The organism is Kaistia defluvii, assembly GCF_040548815.1.
GTDB classification, from domain to species: domain Bacteria; phylum Pseudomonadota; class Alphaproteobacteria; order Rhizobiales; family Kaistiaceae; genus Kaistia; species Kaistia defluvii_A.
Window position 1 is genome coordinate 1,945,485 of the sequence record NZ_JBEPSM010000001.1, and the last position, 20,467, is coordinate 1,965,951.

16 protein-coding genes and 1 pseudogene are annotated in these 20,467 nt (G+C 65.3%); 6 read left to right on the forward strand and 11 right to left on the reverse strand.

Features of this window, described 5'->3' with window-relative positions; all coding sequences use genetic code 11:
• Positions 1 to 207: 207 nt before the first annotated feature.
• From ABIE08_RS09175 to ABIE08_RS09205, 7 genes and pseudogenes are all read right to left on the reverse strand, one after another.
• On the reverse strand, positions 208 to 528 hold the full coding sequence (locus tag ABIE08_RS09175) for an AzlD family protein (protein WP_354550435.1): 321 nt from the start codon (positions 526 to 528) through the stop codon (positions 208 to 210).
• A 1-nt stretch (position 529) separates the two neighbouring features.
• Positions 530 to 1,255: an AzlC family ABC transporter permease gene (locus ABIE08_RS09180; RefSeq protein ID WP_354550436.1), complete on the reverse strand. Its 726-nt coding sequence runs from the start codon at positions 1,253 to 1,255 to the stop codon at positions 530 to 532.
• Between the two features lie 132 nt (positions 1,256 to 1,387).
• Positions 1,388 to 5,121, reverse strand: a pseudogene (gene metH / locus ABIE08_RS09185) (methionine synthase).
• Positions 5,114 to 5,539 (reverse strand): endonuclease domain-containing protein, encoded by a 426-nt coding sequence (locus tag ABIE08_RS09190; RefSeq protein WP_436409514.1) that lies wholly within the window; start codon positions 5,537 to 5,539, stop codon positions 5,114 to 5,116. Before ABIE08_RS09190 ends, metH begins: the two are co-directional and overlap by 8 nt.
• Complete coding sequence (metF, locus tag ABIE08_RS09195; protein ID WP_354550439.1) at positions 5,536 to 6,486, reverse strand: methylenetetrahydrofolate reductase [NAD(P)H]; 951 nt, start codon at positions 6,484 to 6,486, stop codon at positions 5,536 to 5,538. The genes ABIE08_RS09190 and metF overlap by 4 nt, the downstream gene beginning before the upstream one ends.
• Entirely contained in the window at positions 6,486 to 7,490 is a 1,005-nt protein-coding gene (locus tag ABIE08_RS09200) for an ArsR/SmtB family transcription factor (protein ID WP_354550440.1), read from the reverse strand. The genes metF and ABIE08_RS09200 overlap by 1 nt, the downstream gene beginning before the upstream one ends.
• Before the next feature lie 168 nt (positions 7,491 to 7,658).
• Positions 7,659 to 9,119, reverse strand: coding sequence for a catalase (locus ABIE08_RS09205; RefSeq protein WP_354550442.1), 1,461 nt, complete (start codon positions 9,117 to 9,119; stop codon positions 7,659 to 7,661).
• A gap of 155 nt (positions 9,120 to 9,274) precedes the next feature.
• Here ABIE08_RS09205 and ABIE08_RS09210 point away from each other — a divergent pair, with 155 nt between their 5' ends.
• Together ABIE08_RS09210 and ABIE08_RS09215 are read left to right on the forward strand one after the other, a co-directional pair.
• Positions 9,275 to 10,219 carry a hydrogen peroxide-inducible genes activator gene (locus ABIE08_RS09210; protein WP_354550443.1) on the forward strand — a complete coding sequence of 315 codons (945 nt, stop codon included), beginning with the start codon at positions 9,275 to 9,277 and terminating at the stop codon, positions 10,217 to 10,219.
• Between the two features lie 70 nt (positions 10,220 to 10,289).
• Positions 10,290 to 10,586, forward strand: coding sequence for a hypothetical protein (locus ABIE08_RS09215; protein WP_354550444.1), 297 nt, complete (start codon positions 10,290 to 10,292; stop codon positions 10,584 to 10,586).
• 50 nt (positions 10,587 to 10,636) lie between these two features.
• Here the strand turns inward: ABIE08_RS09215 and tam are convergent, their stop codons facing one another.
• Entirely contained in the window at positions 10,637 to 11,407 is a 771-nt protein-coding gene (gene tam / locus ABIE08_RS09220; protein ID WP_354551637.1) for a trans-aconitate 2-methyltransferase, read from the reverse strand.
• A 643-nt stretch (positions 11,408 to 12,050) separates the two neighbouring features.
• Here tam and ABIE08_RS09225 point away from each other — a divergent pair.
• On the forward strand, positions 12,051 to 12,752 hold the full coding sequence (locus tag ABIE08_RS09225) for a phosphotransferase (protein WP_354550446.1): 702 nt from the start codon (positions 12,051 to 12,053) through the stop codon (positions 12,750 to 12,752).
• A gap of 4 nt (positions 12,753 to 12,756) precedes the next feature.
• Here the strand turns inward: ABIE08_RS09225 and ABIE08_RS09230 are convergent, their stop codons facing one another.
• From ABIE08_RS09230 to ABIE08_RS09240, 3 genes are all read right to left on the reverse strand, one after another.
• Positions 12,757 to 13,461, reverse strand: a complete 705-nt coding sequence (locus ABIE08_RS09230) for an aspartate/glutamate racemase family protein (protein ID WP_354550447.1) — start codon at positions 13,459 to 13,461, stop codon at positions 12,757 to 12,759.
• A gap of 109 nt (positions 13,462 to 13,570) precedes the next feature.
• On the reverse strand, positions 13,571 to 15,223 hold the full coding sequence (ettA, locus tag ABIE08_RS09235) for an energy-dependent translational throttle protein EttA (RefSeq protein ID WP_354550448.1): 1,653 nt from the start codon (positions 15,221 to 15,223) through the stop codon (positions 13,571 to 13,573).
• A gap of 167 nt (positions 15,224 to 15,390) precedes the next feature.
• Positions 15,391 to 16,818: a glycosyltransferase gene (locus ABIE08_RS09240; RefSeq protein ID WP_354550449.1), complete on the reverse strand. Its 1,428-nt coding sequence runs from the start codon at positions 16,816 to 16,818 to the stop codon at positions 15,391 to 15,393.
• Between the two features lie 227 nt (positions 16,819 to 17,045).
• Here ABIE08_RS09240 and ABIE08_RS09245 point away from each other — a divergent pair, with 227 nt between their 5' ends.
• The 3 genes from ABIE08_RS09245 to ABIE08_RS09255 are packed head-to-tail and all read left to right on the forward strand — an operon-like array spanning position 17,046 to position 20,312.
• A complete protein-coding gene (locus tag ABIE08_RS09245) occupies positions 17,046 to 17,519 on the forward strand; it encodes a MarR family winged helix-turn-helix transcriptional regulator (RefSeq protein WP_354550451.1) in 474 nt (157 codons plus the stop codon).
• On the forward strand, positions 17,516 to 19,213 hold the full coding sequence (locus ABIE08_RS09250) for an MFS transporter (protein WP_354550452.1): 1,698 nt from the start codon (positions 17,516 to 17,518) through the stop codon (positions 19,211 to 19,213). The genes ABIE08_RS09245 and ABIE08_RS09250 overlap by 4 nt, the downstream gene beginning before the upstream one ends.
• A gap of 25 nt (positions 19,214 to 19,238) precedes the next feature.
• The gene (locus tag ABIE08_RS09255) at positions 19,239 to 20,312 is read left to right on the forward strand and encodes an HlyD family secretion protein (RefSeq protein WP_354550453.1); all 1,074 of its coding nucleotides are present in this window, start codon (positions 19,239 to 19,241) and stop codon (positions 20,310 to 20,312) included.
• The last annotated feature ends 155 nt before the right edge of the window (positions 20,313 to 20,467 follow it).

Here is a 20,467-nt window from a genome sequence, read left to right on the forward strand (position 1 = left end):
TGACCGAAAGTTGCCGAGCCATTGCTTGGCGGGTTGAGTTGTACTGTCAAATGGCCAGCAAGTTTCTCACCCAACCCTCTCCCGCAAGCGGGCGAAGGCTTTTCGAATTTTGGGACGTCAACGCTGAGACCGGGCTCGAACCGCCCCTCTATCGCTTGCGGGAAAGGGTTGGGGTGAGGGTCTGCCTGCGATCAGGCTCACCCCATCCTACAGCCCGAACGCCCAGCGGCTTCCCGCCACCACCGCCATGCCCGCAAACGCCGCCAGAATGTCGCTGCGCCGCCAGAAGTAGACGGCGGCCGTTGCCGCGAAAGCCGCATATTCGGCCGGGCCGCCATGCATGGCGATCGGGCCGAGGATGGAGCCCATGATGGCCAGCGGCAAGGCGCGCAGCCAGGCCTCCACCCGCGGCGTCACAACCACGAAACGCATTAGGAAGAAGCCGGCGATGCGCGTCAGATAGGCGGAGACCGCCATCGCCGTGACGATGAGCGCAAAGCCGGCTGTGGTGTTCGGATCGAGCGACAAGCTATTCGCCCTCCAGCTTTGGCCCGACCGCGGCGTTCGCTGCCGAACGGGGCGCGAAGGCCGCTGCCAGGCTGCCCGCGAGGCCGCCGGCCAGCACGTGCCAGGAACCGCCGACGAAGCGGTCGCAGACGATCGCTACCAGCCCGCCCACGACAAATGGCAACACGTCGCCCCTGCCCTTCCAGAAGCCGCAGGCAAGCGACAGGAAAAAGGCCGGCAGGAAGAAATCGAGCCCGAGACGACGCGTATCGCCCAGAAGCTGGCCGAAGCCGGTGCCGGCTATGGTGCCCGCGACCCAGCCGACCATGCAGCCAAGCCCAAGGCCGGCGAATACGGCGACGTCGCGACGCCCCGCATCGCGCTCCTGCATCGCGGTCGCCCAATTGGCATCCACCATCAGGAACATCGACGGATAGGCGATCCAGGGCGAAAGTCCGCGCATCCAGGGCTGCATCGCCGCCCCGAACAGGACATAGCGGGAATTCATGGCAATAACCGCCACGACCACGGCGACCAGCAGGTCAGGCGCGCCCCAGGCATGCAGCGCCAGAAGCTGCGCGGTGCCGGCATAGACGAAGACGCTCATCGAGGCCGCGCCCAGGATCGAGATGCCGACCTGGCCGGCCAGCACGCCGAACACGACGCCGAAGGCGACCATGCCGGGGAACAGCGCAAGGCCTTCGAGGAAGCCGCGGCGAAAGCCGGTGGCGGTAAATGTGGCCGACATGGGATTGCTTCTGAGACGGAAAGCCGGGGAGGACAAAGGCTGTCCCTAGCGGATTCAGGGGCCCGGTGCCAGACCCGTTCGCGGGCAAGAGGCCTGCATGCCGTCCTTCGTCGACGGCATGCAGGCTAAGACCTATTCGGCCGCTTCGACCCGGATCGGATCGTAGTTCAACACCGGCGCCAGCCAGCGCTCGGCCTCGCGCAGTTCCCAGCCCTTGCGGGCGGCATAATCGGCGACCTGATCGGCCTCGATCCGGCCAACGCCGAAATAATAGCTTTCGGGATGGCCGATATAGAGGCCCGAGACGGACGAGCCCGGCCACATGGCGAAGCTCTCGGTCAGCAGGATGCCGGCCTGCTTCTCCGCGTCGAGCAGGTCGAACAGCGTCCGCTTCTCGGTATGGTCGGGCTGGGCCGGATAGCCGGGCGCCGGGCGAATGCCGGCATAGCTCTCGCGGATCAGTTCCTCGTTGGTCAGCGTCTCGTCGGCGGCATAGCCCCAGAATTCGCGCCGCACGCGCTGGTGCATCCGCTCGGCAAAGGCTTCCGCCAGACGGTCGGTCAGCGCCTGGCTCAGGATCTTCGAGTAATCATCGTTGGAGCGGTTGAAACGCTCCGCCATGACTTCCTCGCCGATGCCGGTCGTGACGGCGAAGCCGCCGACATAGTCGCCGATCCCCGTCTCCTTCGGCGCGACGAAATCCGACAGCGCCACATGGCGGCGCTTGTCGGTCGAGCGGGCGATCTGCTGGCGCAGCGTGAAGAAGGTCGCGAGGTCCTTGTCGCGCGCATCGTCGGCATAGAGCGCGATATCGTCGCCGACCGAGTTGGCCGGCCAGAAGCCGATCACGGCATTGGCCGAAACCCACTTCTCCTCGACCATCTGCTTCAGCATCGCCTGCGCATCGTTGAACAACGAGCGGGCAACCTCGCCGACCTTCTCGTCCTCGAACAGCAGCGGATAGGTGCCCTTGATCTCCCAGGTCGAGAAGAACGGCGTCCAGTCGATATAGGGGACGAGTTCGGCGATCGGGTAGTCCTTGAACACTTTGGTGCCGAGGAAGCTCGGCCTGACCGGCTTGTAGTTCGTCCAGTCGAGCTTCAGCCCGTCGTCGCGGGCGGCGGCCAGCGTGATGCGGCGCTTGTTTTCCTGCGCGCGGGCATGCGCGTCGGCAATCTTGACGTAGTCAGCCTGCACGTCAGCGACATAGCTGGCCTTGTCGCGGCCGAGCAGGCTCGACGCGACGCCGACGGCCCGGCTGGCGTCGAGCACATAGACGGCCTGGCCCTTGGCGTAGTTCGGATGGATCTTGACGGCAGTATGCACTTTCGAGGTCGTGGCGCCGCCGATCAGCAGCGGGACATGGAAGTCCTCGCGCTCCATCTCGGCCGCGACATGGCACATCTCGTCCAGCGACGGCGTGATGAGGCCCGAGAGGCCGATGATGTCGACATTCTCGGCCTTGGCGGTGGCGAGGATCTTCGCCGCAGGCACCATGACGCCGAGGTCGATCACCTCGAAATTGTTGCACTGGAGCACGACGCCGACGATGTTCTTGCCGATGTCGTGCACGTCGCCCTTGACGGTCGCGAGCAGGATCTTGCCCGCCGAGGACGAGCCGGTCGTGCCGAGGCGGCGCTTCTCCTCCTCCATGAACGGCATCAGATAGGCGACGGCCTGCTTCATCACGCGGGCGGATTTCACCACCTGCGGCAGGAACATCTTGCCGGCGCCGAACAGGTCGCCGACGACGTTCATGCCGGCCATCAGCGGGCCTTCGATGACGTCGAGCGGCCGGCTCGCCTTGGCGCGCGCCTCCTCGGTGTCAATCTCGATGAAATCGGTCAGGCCGGAAACCAGCGCATGCTCCAGCCGCTTCTCGACCGGCCATTCGCGCCAGGAGAGATCGGCCTCCTTCTTGGAGCTCGCGCCACCCTTGAAGCGCTCGGCAATCTCCAGCAGCCGCTCCGTGCCGTCGGCGCGGCGGTTGAGGATCACGTCCTCGCAGAGGCCGCGGAGTTCCGGATCGATATCGTCATAGACCGGCAGCGCGCCGGCATTGACGATGCCCATGTCCATGCCGGCGGCGATGGCATAGTAGAGGAACACCGAGTGCATCGCCGCGCGAACACTCTCATTGCCGCGGAAGGAGAACGACAGGTTCGAGATGCCGCCCGAAATATGCGCATGCGGCAGGTTCTGGCGGATCCAGCGCGTCGCCTCGATGAAGTCGACGCCGTAATTATTGTGCTCCTCGATGCCCGTCGCGATGGCGAAGACGTTCGGATCGAAGATGATGTCTTCCGGCGGATAGCCGATCTCGTCGACGAGGATTTTGTAGGCGCGGGCGCAGATCTCGGTCTTGCGCTCGAACGTGTCGGCCTGACCCTTCTCGTCGAAGGCCATGACGACGACGGCCGCGCCATAGCGGCGGAGCTTGCGCGCCTGCTCGCGGAACTGGTCCTCGCCTTCCTTCATCGAGATGGAATTGACGATCGGCTTGCCCTGAACGCATTTCAGGCCGGCCTCGATCACCGACCATTTTGACGAGTCGATCATCACCGGCACCCGGGCGATATCCGGCTCGGCCGCCAGCAGGTTGAGGAAGGTGACCATCGCCGCTTCGGAATCGAGCAGGCCCTCGTCCATGTTGACGTCGAGGATCTGCGCGCCGTTGGCGACCTGTTCGCGCGCGACGTCGAGCGCCGCCGAATAGTCGCCGGCGGTGATCAGCTTGCGAAACTTGGCCGAGCCGGTGACGTTGGTGCGTTCACCGATATTGACGAAGACGGCGGTCGAAGAGGTCATGAGGCGAGTTCAAACGGTTCGAGGCCGGAAAGGCGCAATTTGGGAGAGACGGTGGGCAGGACGCGCGGTGCGAGTCCCTTGACCGCTTCGGCGATCGCGTGGATGTGGTCCGGCGTCGTGCCGCAGCAGCCGCCGACGACGTTGACCAGGCCGGATTGCGCGAATTCGCCGACCAGCACGGCCATGGCGGCCGGGCTCTCGTCATATTCGCCGAATTCGTTCGGCAGGCCGGCATTCGGATAGGCGCAGACCAGCGTATCGGCGACGCGCGAAATCTCGTCGATATGGGCGCGCATCTCGCGGGCGCCGAGCGCGCAATTGAGGCCGATCGAAAACGGCCGCGCATGGCGCAGCGAATACCAGAAGGCGGTCGGCGTCTGGCCCGAAAGCGTGCGGCCGGAAAGATCGGTGATTGTGCCGGAAATCATCACCGGCAGCTCGATCCCCTTCTCGTCGAACACATCCTCGACGGCGGCGACTGCCGCCTTGGCGTTCAGCGTGTCGAAAATGGTCTCGATCAGGATGATGTCCGCCCCGCCATCGACCAGCCCGCGCGTCGCGTCGGCATAGGCATTGCGCAGATCGTCGAAGGTGACCGCGCGAAAGCCGGGATTGTTGACGTCGGGCGAGATCGAGGCGGTGCGATTGGTCGGCCCGATGGCGCCGGCGACGAAGCGCGGCCGCCCCGTCGCGGCCGCGACCGCATCGGCCGCCCGCTTGGCAACGCGGGCGCCTTCGAGGTTCAGTTCGTAGGCCAGTTCCTCCATGCCGTAATCGGCCTGGGCGATCGTGGTCGACGAGAAGGTGTTGGTCTCGACGATGTCTGCGCCGGCCTCGAAATACTGGCGGTGAATGCCTTCGATGGCGTCCGGCTGCGTCAGGATGAGCAGGTCGTTATTGCCCTTCAGGTCGCGATGCCAGTCCTTGAAGCGCTCGCCGCGGAAATCCGCTTCCGAGAACTTCAGCTGCTGGATCATCGTGCCCATGGCGCCATCGAGCACGAGAATGCGCTCGGAAGCGGCGCGCTTCAGGTCGGCAGTGGACGTCGAACTACTCATGATCTTCTCTCCGCGTTCGCTGCGTTGCCCCCTCTCCCTCTGGGAGAGGGTTGGGGTGAGGGCCTTGCTCGGCCTCCCTTGCCGCGCGAACGATTTCCGTCAGCACGCCTTCGGTATTCATCAGAACGTCCGCGTTCCAGAAACGCAAAACGCGATATCCTAAACCCTGTAGATACGCAGTTCGGCGCGTATCATAACCTGCTTGCTCTTCCGCATGCTGCCCTCCATCGAGTTCGACGATGAGCATGGCTTCGACACACGCAAAATCCGCTACGAATGTGCCGATAGGAGCCTGTCGGCGAAACTTCAGTCCTTCCAGGCGACGATCTCGAACATGGAGCCAGAGCTTCTTCTCTGCATCGCTTTGATCTCGTCGTAGTTTCTTCGCTGTACTGGTCTTGAGCCGCAAGGCCCTCACCCAACCCTCTCCCGGGGGGAGAGGGCTTCGAGCGCCCCTACTCGATCCGCCGCCACCGGCCGCATGCCGAGCAGGTGGCAGATCGCGTAGACGAGGTCGGCGCGGTTCATTGTGTAGAAATGGAACTCGTTGACGCCGCGGTCGACCAGGTCGAACACCTGCTCGGCGCAGACTGCCGCCGCCACAAGTTGGCGCGTCGAGGCGTCGTCCTCCAGGCCTTCGAAGCGGGCCGCGAACCAGGACGGAATGCTGGCGCCGGCCTTCTCCGCGAACTTCGCCGTCTGGGTGAAATTGATCACCGGCACGATGCCCGGCACGATCGGAATGGTGATGCCCGCCGCCGCCGCGCGGTCGAGGAAAGCGGCGTAGAGATCGTTGTCGAAAAAGAACTGCGTGATGGCGCGCGTCGCGCCGGCGTCGACCTTGCGCTTCAGATTGTCCAGTTCCGTCTGCCAGTCGCGGCTTTCGGGATGGCGTTCGGCATAGGCGGAAACCGAGATCTCGATCTCCGGATGGCGGCGGCGGATGGCCGTCACAAGGTCGGACGCCTGGGCGTAGCCCTCGGTATGCGGCTGGTAGACGGTGCCGATGCCGGCAACCGGATCGCCGCGCAGCGCCACGATGTGGCGCACGCCCGTCTCTGCATAACCGTCGACGACGGCGTCGATCTCGGCCTTGCTGGCACCGACGCAGGTCAGATGCGCCGCCGGCTTCAGCGCCGTTTCCTTGAGGATGCGCGACACGGTGGCATGCGTCCGCTCGCGCGTCGAACCGCCGGCGCCATAGGTCACCGAGACGAAGGATGGCGAAAGTGGCGCCAGCCGCTCGATCGAGCTCCACAGCGTCTCTTCCATCGCTTCCGTCTTGGGTGGGAAGAACTCGAAGGAGACCTTCAGCCCCGATGCGCCGACACCATTGCGGCTCGCCCGATCGATCGTCTCACGCATCACGCCGTCTCCAACCCCTTCGAAGCTCCGGCAACGACAAAGCGCGGATCGCGCGCCAGCCAGAGCGTTACTGTCAACTGTTCCGCCGCGGACTTGGCCGCGAGATCGGTCGCCTCTTCGAGCACGAGGCCCGCCTGCTCGATCCAGCCGCGCATCACCTCATGCGAGAAGCCGAGCCGGCGATGCGCATGGCGCTCGCGCAGGAATTCCAGCCCGTGCGGGGCAAAGTCGACGACCAGCAGCCGGCCGTTCGGGCGCAGCACGCGCGCAGCTTCCGCCAGCGCCACGGCTGGATCATCGAGATAATGCAGCACCTGGTGGATCGCCACGAGATCGAAACTGTCGCGTGGCATCGGCAGCTTCATGATGTCGCCGTGGCGGATCTGCGCGTGACTGACGCCGGCCTTGTCGAGATTGGCGCGGGCGACCGAGAGCATCGCCGTCGAGGAATCGATGCCGACGCCCTTGTGATAGAGCGGCGCCAAGAGTTCCAGCATCCGTCCCGTACCGGTGCCGATATCGAGGAAGCTGTCGATCGGCCGGGTGCCGAGGATCGAGCGCATCGCCGCCTCGACGGCGGTATCCGGCACATGCAGCGAACGGATGGTGTCCCAGTCGGCGGCATTCTCGGTGAAATAGCGGGCGGCATTCTGCGCGTGCTCGCGCTTGACGCCGGCGAGCCATTCGCGGTCGCGCGCCAGCGCGGTGTCGGCGGGATCGGCGAGCCCGACCAGATCCTGGACCAGCCGCCGTTCGGCGCTTGATTCGGAAATGCGGTAATAGACCCAGGCGCCTTCTGGATTGCGCTCGATCAGACCGGCCTCGGTCAGGAGCTTCAGATGGCGCGAGATGCGCGGCTGCGACTGGCCGAGAATGGCGGTCAGATCCTTGACGGAAAGCTCACCGGCCGACAGCAGCGCCAGGATGCGATAGCGCGTCGCCTCACCCGCCGCCTTCAGCGCCGTGATGATCGCGTCTGTCGAGAGAGCCGCCTGGCCCGCCATGTGCTTCGCTCCGCTCGTCCGAACTCACGGCGGAAGGCCGCCACCGGACGGCAGAAGATATAAACATATCTTTATATCTGTAAAGGGCCTTGTCGGCGATCGCGGTTGCCACGGAACGCAAGAAGGGCGGCGCAGAGGCGCCGCCCTTTCGATCCAGGGTCGACAGGCTTACTCGGCTGCGGCTGCGAGCCCTTCGGCAGACAGGCCGAGCTTGGTCGCGACGCCGATGCCGTATTCGCGGTCGGCGCGGTAGAAGTGCACCAGCTGACGATTGATGATCTCGACCGGGACGCCCTGCATGGCGGCGGCGAGATTGCTGAACAGGCGGTCCTTCTGCTCGGCATTGAACAGGCGGAACAGGTCGCCCGGCTGCTTGTAGTCGTCATTGCCGATGCGGTGGTTATAGCGGTCCGCATCACCCTGGATCTTCAGCGGCGGCTCGGCGACGGCCGGGTCCTGCTTCGGGCCGTTGAACGAATTCGGCTCGTAATAGGCGTCGTTGTTGGTCGCCGGCGGGAAGAAGCGCATCGCCCCGTCCTTGTGGTAGTTATGCACCGGAACCTTCGGCGCATTGACGGGCAGCGCCTCGTAATGCGTGCCGAGCCGGTAACGGTGGGCGTCCGCATAGGAGAAGATGCGCGCCTGCAGCATCTTGTCCGGCGAGAAGCCGATGCCCGGAACGATGTTGGACGGCGAGAAGGCGACCTGCTCGATCTCCGCGAAATAGTTTTCCGGATTGCGGTTCAGCTCGAGGATGCCGACGTCGATCGGCGGATACTCGGCATGCGGCCACACCTTGGTGAGGTCGAAGGGGTTGTAGGAAGTCTTGTCGGCGTCCGTTTCCGGCATCACCTGGACCTGAACGGTCCAGCGCGGGAACTCATGCTTCTCGATCGCGCCGAACAGGTCTTCCTGCGTCGATTCGCGGGTCTTGCCGACGACATCGGCGGCTTCCGCATTGGTCCAGTGTTCGTGGCCCTGCTGCGTCTTGAAGTGGAACTTGACCCAGAAGCGCTCATTCTCGGCGTTGATGAACGAATAGGTGTGCGAACCGTAGCCGTTCATCTTGCGCACGGAGGTCGGCAGGCCGCGATCCGAGAACAGGATCGTCACCTGGTGCAGGCTCTCGGGCGACAGCGACCAGAAATCCCACATCGCCGTCGGCGAGCGAAGATTGGTCTTGGGATGGCGCTTCTGCGTGTGGATGAAGTCGGGGAACTTCAGCGGATCGCGGACGAAGAACACCGGCGTGTTGTTGCCGACGAGGTCCCAATTTCCGTCCTCGGTGTAGAACTTGAGGGCGAAGCCGCGCACGTCGCGCTCTGCGTCGGCGGCGCCGAGTTCGCCGGCCACCGTGGAGAAGCGTGCGATCATCGGCGTCTGCGCGCCGGGCTGCAGCGCCTTGGCCTTGGTATATTTCGAGATGTCGCCGGTGACGGTCAGCGTGCCATAGGCGCCCCAGCCCTTGGCATGGACCACGCGCTCCGGGATCCGCTCGCGATTCTGGTGCGCAAGCTTCTCGACCAGTTGCCAATCCTGCAGGAGGACCGGTCCGCGCTCCCCCGCCGTCAGGGAGTTCTGGTTGTCTGCAACCGGCGCGCCGGCCGTTGTCGTTAGTTTGTCTGTCATGGCGCCCTCCAAGGGTATTTGGCGACATTCGAGCCGCCTTCGACATGGCCGCAAGATGCCATGCGATTAGACCGGTTCCAAATCATATTGAATGCGACTATCGATAAGAATAACTTATCGGCCATGATCTGGATCAATTCCAAACGGCAAAAATCGTGATCACGCTCCGGCAGTTGCGCTATTTCGAGGCTGTGGCGCGCCACCTGCATTTCGGCAAGGCTGCGGCCGAATGCGCCGTGACGCAGCCGGCTTTGTCGCAGCAGATCGGTGAACTCGAGGCGACGCTCGGTGTACCGCTGCTGGAGCGCGGCTCGCGCCGCATCGCCGTGACACCGAAGGGTGAGGAAGTGGCGCGGCGGGCGCTCCGCATCCTGGGCGAAGTGCGCGACCTGACCGATTACGCCCGCCATGGTGGCGGCGTGCTGTCCGGGCCACTGCGCATCGGCGTGATTCCCTCGATCGCCCCCTATCTCCTGCCCAAGGCGCTGCCGCTGGTCCAGCACACCTATCCCGCGCTCGAACTGCAACTGCGCGAGACGCATACCAGCGTGCTGGTCGACGAACTGGCGCAGGGCAAACTCGACGTGGTGCTGATGGCCCTACCGGCAGGCGATTCGGGCTTCGAGAGCCTGCCGCTTTTCGTCGATCGCTTCCTGCTCGCGACCCAGGCCGGCATGCCGGCCTCCGCCGCCGCCTTCAGCAGCCCGGACATGATCCCGCCCGACCGGCTCCTGCTGCTGGAAGAAGGCCACTGCCTGCGCGACCAGGCGCTCACCTATTGCCGGATTCCGCGCTCGGAGAAGATGAACGGCTTTGGCGCCGCCAGCCTTTCCACCATCATGCAGATGGTGGCCAATGGCTATGGGGTGACCCTGCTGCCGGAAATGTGCGTACCGATCGAAGCGCGCGACGAGCGCATCGCGCTCTCGCGCTTCAGCGCGCCCGAGCCGCAGCGCGAGATCGGGCTGGTCTGGCGACGCTCGTCGCCGCGCCGGGCCGATTTCGAGGCGATCGGCCGCCTGCTGGTGAAAGCTGCCTCCGACACGGCGCCGACCGTCGACACGGCGGCGAGGGCCGTGCCAGCCTTGGCCATCTCCTGACAAAGGGGTGGTGGCAACCCGATCCCGGCGACCTAGTTGAATTCGGGTCCAAACCGGAAAGGGAAACACGATGCGATACACGCTGCTCGCCGCTGCCAGCCTCGCCGCACTGACCGTCGGAGGTCCGGCTCAAGCCAAGATCCCCCTGGTCAACGCCACCTGCCCGATGAACATAGAAGTCCACGCCGACGAGGGCGGCCCGATCTACATCAATGGCAAGGAAGGCAAGCTGAAGAAGTTCAACGACAACTACTTCGAGGCCAAGGGCAGCGGCGTGACCATCTCGCTGGCCATCAACCCCGATGGCACGGCGAACGTGTCCTACACCGGCAAGCACGGCGCCAACGGCGTCTGCATCGTCAAGTAGCGCCCTGCCTCAAGCCCCTTTGGCCCGCCGGCTGCCTCTTTGACGGCCGGCTATGCCTTGACCGCGATCAGGAACAGGCGCGGGAAGCGCAGCAGGACTCGTCCGTCCGACATCGGCGGATAGCAGGCGGCGATCCGCTCCAGATAGGCTTCGAGGAACGCCTCGCGCAGGTCCGGCTGGATCGGCTCGAGATAGGGGCGCAGCCCCGTCCCCTTGACCCATTCGACGATCGCCGCCGCATCGGCGAGCGGGTGGTTGTAGATCGTGTGCCAGACATCGAGGCGGGCGGATTTCGGTCCGAGAGCTTCGAAATACCCCGCCGGCGACGGCAGCATCGGCCGGCGGATGCCGCGATTGGCGAACGCGCTGGCCCATGCCCCGGAATGCGCCACCTCTTCCATCAGCATATGCGTGGGTTCGCCGAGATTGTCCGGCATCTGAACGGCGAGCACGCCGCCCGGCTTGAGGCTTTCCATCAGGCGGACCAGCACGGCGAGGTGCTCGGGCACCCACTGGAACACCGCATTGGCGAACAGCAGGTCGACGGGCTCGGCCGGCGCCCAGTCGGCGATGTCGGCTTCAAGGAAGGTGACGCCCGGCAGGCGCTTGCGCGCCGCAACCAGCATGTCCGGGGCCGAATCGATGCCGGTGATCGTGGCGCCCGGAAAGCGCTCGGCCAGAAGCTCCGTTGAATTGCCGGGGCCGCAGCCGAGATCGACCACCGACTGGGCGGTTTCGAGGGGAACCTGCGCCAGCAGGTCCCGTGCCGGGCGCGTGCGCTCGTCCTCGAACTTCACATATTGGCTCGCCGACCACGCCAGCTGATCCATGATGGCCCCCTTCTTTCATTTCCTGCGCCGCAGCCCAACTCCTTAAGTCCGCCTGCGTTCCGCGGATAGGAAATAGGCTCTCGTACCGTGCCGCATAGCCTCGCAGGCGGACAATAGGATGACAGTCTTCCCTGTCCCGCGCGTTGGTTTGAACCACCAGCCCTGGCGACGACCCATGTTGTGATGCGCATCACAGACAGGGACGGGACCGAATGACAATCTCCAATCAAGTCAAAGCCAAGGGAACAGCCGCCCGCAAGGCGACGATGGCAGCCAACCGCTGCCCGTTGCTCGCACCCGGCAGCCCCCGTGGCCCGACGCAAGGACACCCGGACCCTTAGCCCCTCAACCGGGCCAAGGAAGGGCGAACGGCCCTGCCCCTGCCCCCCTAGACCCAGGCAGGGCCGTTCGCTGAAAGCATCGCCCGCTCGACGGGCCAACCGCCATACCGGCAGGGCCGGTGGGGCGGCGGACGGTTCCTGGCCCGCTGCGCCGCAGAGCGCGGGTCGGGGCCGTCCGCTGTTATTCCGCAAATGTCGGGCACGCTGCGATTTGCAGTGCGTCACGCCCCGCCTTCGGCGGCGCAGCAACACATTCGGTCGACATTGCCGCGAAAATGGCTACGACCGTTGCAATGAACGATCGATGCCCTCCCCTGCCGCCGGCTCTGCTGGACTATCTCGCCGCCGTGGAGCCGGGTCGAACCGTGTTGCATCGGCATGACGGGCAGGACGACGCGCAATCGGTGAGCTGCTCGGCCAGTCCGGCCGCCGCGAAGATCGCCTATTTCCACGATCCCCAGACGTCGAACCTCTACGAGATCCACTTCGACCAGCATTCCAGCTCGACGGTGCGCATCGACCTGAACCGGCTGGAAGTGCACAAGAAGCTCGCCCGCTTCATCGAGCACGGCATCGAGGGCCGCGAAATCCGCTGGCTGACCGCCATGGCGCCGACGGGCGTCGTGCCGAAGCTGCTGGGGCATATTCCGCGCCTGTTGCGCATGGAATATGTCGGCGAACCCACCCGGCGTTACAACCTGCCTGCCGACTGGCGCGAGCAGGCCGAGGCAATCCTCGCCGCGCTGGCCTCCGTCGGCTGCTGCCACAACGACATCAAGTGCGACAACCTGATGGTGCGCGACGGCCGACTGACCCTGGTCGATTTCGGCTGGGCGACCGCCAAGGGCGATCCGATCCCGCCGCACTGGCCGCAGGGCATCGGCCGCCAGCACCGGCTCGCCATCCACCGCTTCGACGACCGCCACGCCATCTTCGCCGCGCTGGAGTCCGCCGAGCGAGACGAGGTGGACCGCTCGATCGTGCTGCCGGCCTGAGGTCTCAGCCTTCGGCGAGCGCCCGCTCCCCCGCCGCCTCTGCGTGGATCGTGGTCGTGTCGTAGAGCGGCACGGTGCTGTCCTCGGCCCCGACCAGCAGCATGATCTCGGTGCAGCCGAGGATGATCGCCTCAGCGCCGCGCTCGACCAGCCGGGCCATTACGGCGCGATAGGTTTCGCGCGACGATGGCTCGACGCGCCCCTGCACCAGCTCCTCATAGATGATGCGATGCACCGCGGCGCGGTCGGCCTCGTCCGGAACGAGAACCTCGAGGCCATGCTCGCTGGCGAGCCGGCCCTTGTAGAAATCCTGCTCCATGGTGAAGGCGGTGCCGAGCAGGCCGACGCGCGTGACGCCCGCCGCCCGGATCCGTTCCGCGGTCGGGTCGGCGATGTGCAGCAGCGGAATATCGATCGCCGCCTGCACGTCACCCGCCATGCGGTGCATGGTGTTGGAGGCGATCAGCACGAAATCGGCCCCGCCGCGCTCCAGCCGGCGGGCGGCGTCGATCATCAACTTTGTCGCCTCGTCCCAGCGCCCGACATGCTGCAGCGCCTCGATCTCGGCGAAATCGAACGACCACATCACGATGCGGGCCGAATGCAGGCCGCCGAGCCGGCCGCGCACCGCCTCGTTGAGGATGCGGTAATATTCGGCCGAGCTTTCCCAGCTCAGGCCGCCGATCAGTCCGATCACCTTCTGCACCATGCCGCATCCCCACGATGCCCGTTTCCGGGCAGCCCAAACAAGAACGGGCGGGTCCGCCTATCCGAAAGGATAGGACCGACCCGCCCGCATCAACCCAACGCCGAAGCGACTAGCGCGTCAGCTTCTTGTACTTGATCCGGTGCGGCATGACCGCATCGTTGCCGAGGCGACGCTTCTTGTCTTCCTCATATTCCGCGAAGTTGCCCTCGAACCACTCGACATGGCTGTCGCCCTCGAAAGCGAGGATGTGGGTCGCGAGACGGTCGAGGAACATGCGATCATGCGAGATGATCACGGCGCAACCGGCGAAATCCTCGAGCGCCTCTTCCAGCGCTGCCAGGGTTTCGGTGTCGAGGTCGTTGGTCGGCTCGTCGAGCAGGATGACGTTGTTGGCGTCCTTCAGCAGCTTGGCGAGGTGAACGCGATTGCGCTGGCCGCCCGAAAGCGTGCCGACCTTCTGCTGCTGGTCGCCACCCTTGAAGTTGAACGCGCCCGCATAAGCGCGCGTGTTCACTTCCTTCTTGCCGAGATAGAACACTTCGGCGCCGCCGGAGATTTCCTCCCAGACGGTCTTGTTCGAGCCGAGGTCGTCGCGGCCCTGGTTGACGTAGCCGAGCTGGACCGTATCGCCGAGCGAGATCGAGCCGGAATCGGGCTTTTCCTCGCCGGTGATCATCTTGAACAGGGTCGACTTGCCGGCGCCGTTCGGGCCGATCACGCCGACGATACCGCCGGGCGGCAGCTTGAACGAGAGGTTGTCGATCAGCAGGCGGTCGCCATAGCTCTTCGACAGGTTCTCGACCTCGATGACCTTGTCGCCCAGGCGCTCGCCGACCGGAATGACGATCTGCGCCGTCTGCAGCGACTTGCCCTCTGCCCGCTCGACCAGCTCGTCATAGGCCTTGATACGGGCCTTGGACTTGGACTGGCGGGCCTTGGGCGACTGCTGGATCCACTGGCGCTCGCGCTCGATCGCCTTCATGTGGGTCATGTCCTCGCGACCCTCCTGCTCCATGCGCTTGGCCTTCTTCTCCAGATAGGCGGAGTAGTTGCCTTCGTACGGAATCGAACGGCCGCGATCGAGCTCGAGGATCCAGCCCGTTACATTGTCGAGGAAGTAGCGATCGTGGGTGACTATCAGGATGGCGCCGGGGTAATCGCGCAGATGCCCTTCGAGCCAGTTGATCGACTCGGCGTCGAGATGGTTGGTCGGCTCGTCGAGGAGCAGCAGATCGGGCTGCTCGAGCAGCAGGCGGCAGAGCGCGATGCGGCGCTTCTCACCACCGGAGAGGTTTTCCACCGAGGCGTCGCTGGGCGGGCAGCGCAGCGCGTCCATCGCCATCTCGACCTGGCTCTCGAGATCCCACAGGTTCTGGCTGTCGATGATGTCCTGGAGCTTGGCGCCCTCCTCCGCGGTCTCGTCGGAGTAGTTCATCATCAGGTCATTGTAGCGGTCGACGATCGCCTTCTTCTTGGCGACGCCTTCCATGACGTTCTCGAACACGTTCTTGGTCGGATCGATCTTCGGTTCCTGCGCGAGGTAGCCGACGGAAGCGCCCTGCGCCACCCAGGCCTCGCCCGAGAAATCCTTGTCCATCCCGGCCATGATCTTCAGGAGGGTCGACTTACCCGAGCCGTTCGGGCCGAGCACGCCGATCTTGGCGTCGGGATAGAAGGAGAGATGGACGTTCTCCAGGACCTTCTTGCCGCCCACATAGGTCTTGGTCAGACCTTGCATGAAATAGATAAACTGCCGCGCCATAAATTCGCTCCGAAGGCCCTCTTCGCCAAAGAGGCAGGATGTAGGGATTAGGTTGCCGCTCTTCTAGTCGATGCGCTGCCAAGGGGCAACGCGCGTGACGCCGCGCCCGGATCGTGGACGCCGGATTGGCGCCATCCCGAGACACCGGAAGGCGGGGGGTTGAAAAACTAGATCGCCGCCGGGTCGGCGGCGACTTCGCCGCCGAGGGGGACGACCGGCGCCGGCACGAAGGCGGCGCCCGCGCCGTCCGAGGCAGGGAGTTGCTCCATCAGCGCCAGCAGGCCTGCCGCGAAGTCGGCCTCGGACGTCGGATGATAGCGCGCCGCGATCGCGGATCGCAGGGTCGCCAGCCATTCGTCGTCGGTCGCCGCCCGCTCGATCGCCGCAATCCAGCCTTCCAGATCGCGCGCCGGGATAACCGGCATCAGCCCCTGCGTCGCCTCCGCGAGGGCCGGCGCGTCGGAAATCAGAACCGGCAGGCCGAAATCCAGGCACTCGGCGGCGCCGAGGCCCCAGCCTTCCGCGAGCGAGGGAAACACGCCGAACCGGGCGTTCTGATACAGCCAGGCCAGTTGCGGATCGCTGATGCCCGAGAGGAAAGTTACCTTGTCGGCCAGTTCCGGATGATCGGCCAGATACTGCTCGACTTCCTCCACCATCCAGCCCCATCGGCCGCAGAGGACGAGTTTCGGCATGCGGTCGCCCAGCTGCGGCATCAGGCGTTCCCAGGCCCGCAGCAGCGTGATGTGATTTTTCCGGATCTCGATCGTCGAGCAATAGACGACGAAATTCGTGCCGATCAGCGATTCCACCGGCTCGGGCTTACGTCCCGCCAGTCCCTCGCGCAGAAACGATCCCAGCGGATTGACGGTGACCGTCGGCCGGCGTTCGCCCTCCAGGCCCGCCCGGGTCGTTCGGGCCGAATATTCCGAGACGCAGACCAGCTGGCTGCACCACGCCTGCATCCACTTGAAGTCGCGGGCGAAGGACTTGGCATGGCCCTTGTGGACGAGGTCGGGCATGTCGAGCGGGATCGTGTCATGCAGGATCGCCGTGACCTTCGCCCGGACCTCGGCCGACCGGTGGCCGGCGATCGAATGCAGCCCGATATTCGAAAGGAAGCACTGCGCCTGGGGGTCGGACAGCGGATCCTCGCTGGCCCCGCCCTTCTTGGCGCCGGCCGCGAAGACGAGCTTGCCGATGCGGATGCCGAGTTTCGCCAGCTCGAACGGCAGGCCGGAACGGCCGGCGCGATTGGCCAGGTATCCGGCGGCCACGCGGTCCAGTTCGCGCCCGGCGGAGCCGCCACTGGCGCGGATCACCTGGTAGACGGTCATCACCCGCTGCGGGAACGGCGCGTCTCCGACGCCCTCGATGAACGGGATGCGGCGCTCGACCAGCGCCTCGAGATAGCGCAGTTCCACGGAAGTCAGCATGCGCGCCTTGCCGCTGCCCTCGACGAGGTAGAACGCGATGTTCGGGTCCTTGCGGCGCAGCACCTGGCGGATCAGCGCGCTCTCGACGCGGGGAATGCCTACAGGGGGATGCGGCCCCCACCGCAGGGGCTGGGTCGCGTCGAAATAGAACTTGGACATAAGGGGCGCATCCCAGCGGCAGACGGTACAGGGTGACGAGAATCATCCTCGCGGACAATTCAGTCGATAGTTTGATCAGGGCGAAATGCCCGCATGGCCCCCCCACTTGTCAACGGAGCGCAGGACAGTCGCGCCCTCGTCCACGGCTTCAGGATCGACAAAGACCCCTCGACAAATCGTAAGGCCTTCCATATATGTAGCTTCATACAATGTACGAGGCGACTGTTATGGTAAGCTATGAAAATCGGCCCAAGACGTTCCTGGGACGGCTATCGCAGGCGAGCCGCGCCATGCGCACCTGTTTTGATTCCGAATTGAAGACGCTCGACCTGACGCTGTCGCGCGGGCGGCTGATGCTGCATCTGGTCTCGGCGTCGCATGTCGTCACCCAGTCGGAGCTCACCGACGCGCTGGAAGTCGAGCATCCCACCATCGTGCGGCTGCTCGATGGGCTCGAGCAGTCGGGCCACGTCCAGCGCCAGCCGCTGCCCGGCGACCGCCGCGCCAAGGCCGTGGTCCTGACGGCGGAAGGCCAGGCCATCGGCGAACGCGTCCTGCGCATGACCGACACGCTGAGCGAGCGCCTGCTGGAAGGAATTTCGCCGCAGGATATCGACGTGGCGGAACGGGTCCTGGTGGCTCTCTCCGACAATCTAGGCCGGGCGCTCGCCAAGGAAACGGAAGTCGAGCCGGCATCATGAGCAACGCGATCGCCCTGGCGCCGCGGCCCGAGGCAACTGGCCCGGCGGCGCCGAAACCCGTTCCTGTCCAGCCTGCCCCCGCCGCCATCGTCGCGCCGCCGGCCCCTCCGGCCGCGCCCGTCTTCGTGCCGATGCCGCCCTTGCGCGCCGCCATCTATGCCGGCGCCTCGATCCTGCTGGGCCTGACGCAGGGCCTCGGCCTCAATCTGGTCAGCGCCAACCTGACGGGCCTGCAGGGTCCGCTGCATGCGACGCAGATCGAGATCGCCTGGCTGACCGCCGCCTACATGGCCACCAACATCACCGGCACCATGCTGCTCTACAAGGTGCGGACCCAGTTCGGCCTGCGCCGCTTCGCCGAGATCGGCCTCGTCATCTACGCGCTGGTCACCATCGCCCATCTGTTCAGCAACGATCTGCGCTCGGCGCTGGCCGTGCGCGCCGTGATGGGCATCGCCGCCGCGCCGCTTTCGACGCTTGCCTTCTATTACATGCTCGAATGGCTGCCGCCGGCCCGCAAGCTGACGCTGGGCGTCACTTTCGGCGTTCTGGGCGGCCAGCTGGCCGTGCCCATTGCCCGCGTGATCTCGCCGGACCTGCTGGAACTCGGCGACTGGCACGGGCTCTATCTGATCGAAGCGGGCCTGGCGATGCTGAGCCTTGCCGTCATCTACATCCTGCCGATTACCCACCCGCCGCGGGTGAAAGTGTTCGACCGGGAGGACTGGATCAGCTTTCCGCTGATTGCCGCCGGCTTCGGCTCGACCGCCATCGTCCTTTCCGTCGGCCGGCTCTACTGGTGGTTCGATGCGCCCTGGATCGGCGTGCTGCTCGCCGTTTCGATCGCGTCGCTCACCCTCGTCGTCATCATCGAATGGCACCGCGCCCATCCGATCATCGACCTGCGCTGGCTGTCGTCCTACGACATGCTGACGCTGACGGGCTCGTTCCTGCTGTTCCGCTTCTTGCTGTCCGAACAGTCGGTCGGCGCCATCGGCCTGTTCAACTCGATCGGCCTGCAGAACGACCAGCTGATCCCGCTGTTCACGATCATCCTAGCGGCGACGCTGGCGGGCTATCTGTTCACGGCCTGCGTCATCAGCCCGGCAAATGGCCCGCGCCTGCATCTGGCGGCGCTGATCCTGATCGCCGCCGGCGCCTGGATGGATTCGCGCGTCACCAACTTGACCCGGCCGGAGCAGTTCTATGTCAGCCAGGCCATGATCGCCTTTGCCGGCGCGATGTTCCTGCCGCCCGCTCTGCTCGTGGGCTTCGGCAAGGCGATAGCCAGGGGGCCGATGGGCATATTGAGCTTCCTCGTCGTCTTCCTCGGCACCCAGAGCATGGGCGGCATCCTGGCCTCCGCCATTCTCGGGACCTTCCAGACGGTGCGCGAGAAGTTCCATTCGAGCGTCATCGTCGAGCACCTGACGCTGCAGGATCCGCTCGTCGCCCAGCGCATCCGCGCCTACGGCGCCGCCTATTCCAAGGTGTTGCCGGATCCAGCGCTCCAGAATGCCGAAGGCGTCGTTGCACTCGGCAAGCTGGCCAGCCAGGAGGCGAGCATCCTCGCCTACCAGGACATGTTCCTGCTGATCTTCTACGTCGCGCTGGCCGGCATCGCCCTGCTGGCCGCCCACACCGCCTATGTCCGCTATCGCACCACCCGCCTCGCCGCGCTCACCCCGGCCTGACGGTTATCAGAATCGAGTGTTCATCATGCAGATCCAGTCGATCTTCAAATCCAGAACCACCCTCGCCGCGCTTGCCGTCGGCATTCTCGGCGTGCTGCTCGTGCTCTATTCCTGGCAGCTGCCGCCCTTCGCCTCGTCGGTGCAGACCACCAACAACGCCTATGTCAAAGGCCAGGTCACGCTGCTCAGCCCGCAGATCGCCGGCTATGTCGTCGCCGTTCCGGTCCAGGACTATATGAGCGTCAAGAAGGGCGACCTGCTCGTGCAGATCGACGACCGCATCTATCGCCAGCAATTGGCTCAGGCCCAGGCGACCCTGGTCCAGCAGCAGGCGGCGCTCGCCAATTTCGCCGAGAACCGCCTCGCCAAGCAGGCAAGCCTCGACCTCGCCAAGGCGCAGCGGCAAAGCGCGCAGGCCGGGCTGGAGAAGGCCGAGCTCGACGACAAGCGCACTGGCACGCTGGTCGATCGCGGTTTCTCGACCCAATCCTCCGGCGACCAGACCCGCGTTGCGCGGCTGCAGGCGCAGTCGATGGTCGCCCAGGCGGAAGCCTCGGTGCAGATCGCCGAGCAGAACCTCGCTCTGATCGACGCCGGCAAGAGCTCCCTCGAAGCCGCCGTCGCCAGCGCCGAGGCGGCGGTCGAACTCGCCCAGATCAACCTCGGCAACACCCGCATCGTCGCGCCGGTCGATGGCCGGCTTGGCGAGGTCGCGGCGCGGCTTGGACAATATGCGGCCGCCGGCACGCAGCTGACCTCGATCACGCCGTCGAAAACCTGGGTCATCGCCAATTTCAAGGAAACCCAGCTCGCCCATGTCGAAGTCGGCCAGCCCGCCACCTTCACGGTCGACGGTCTCGGCGACGTCGAGCTGAACGGCCGCGTGTCGCAGATCGCGCCCGCTGCCGGTTCGGAGTTCAGTGTGCTCAAGCCGGACAACGCCACGGGCAACTTCACCAAGGTCGCCCAGCGCATTCCGCTGCGCATCGAGATCGATGGCGGCCAGCCCGCGGCTGCGGATCTGCGCCCCGGCATGTCGGTGATCGTCAAGATCGACACCGCCGACAAGCCGCTGCCGGCCCTGGCTTCGGCGCAGTGACCACCAACGGGCGCCCGGCAAGGGCGCCCGGTTTCAGCTCTCCCTGAGGGAGAGGTCGACGGCCGTAGGCCGGCGGGTGAGGGTTTACGGCCTAACCGGATAGTTTCCTAAAACCTCACCCGAAGCTTCGCTCCGACCTCTCCCTCAGGGAGAGG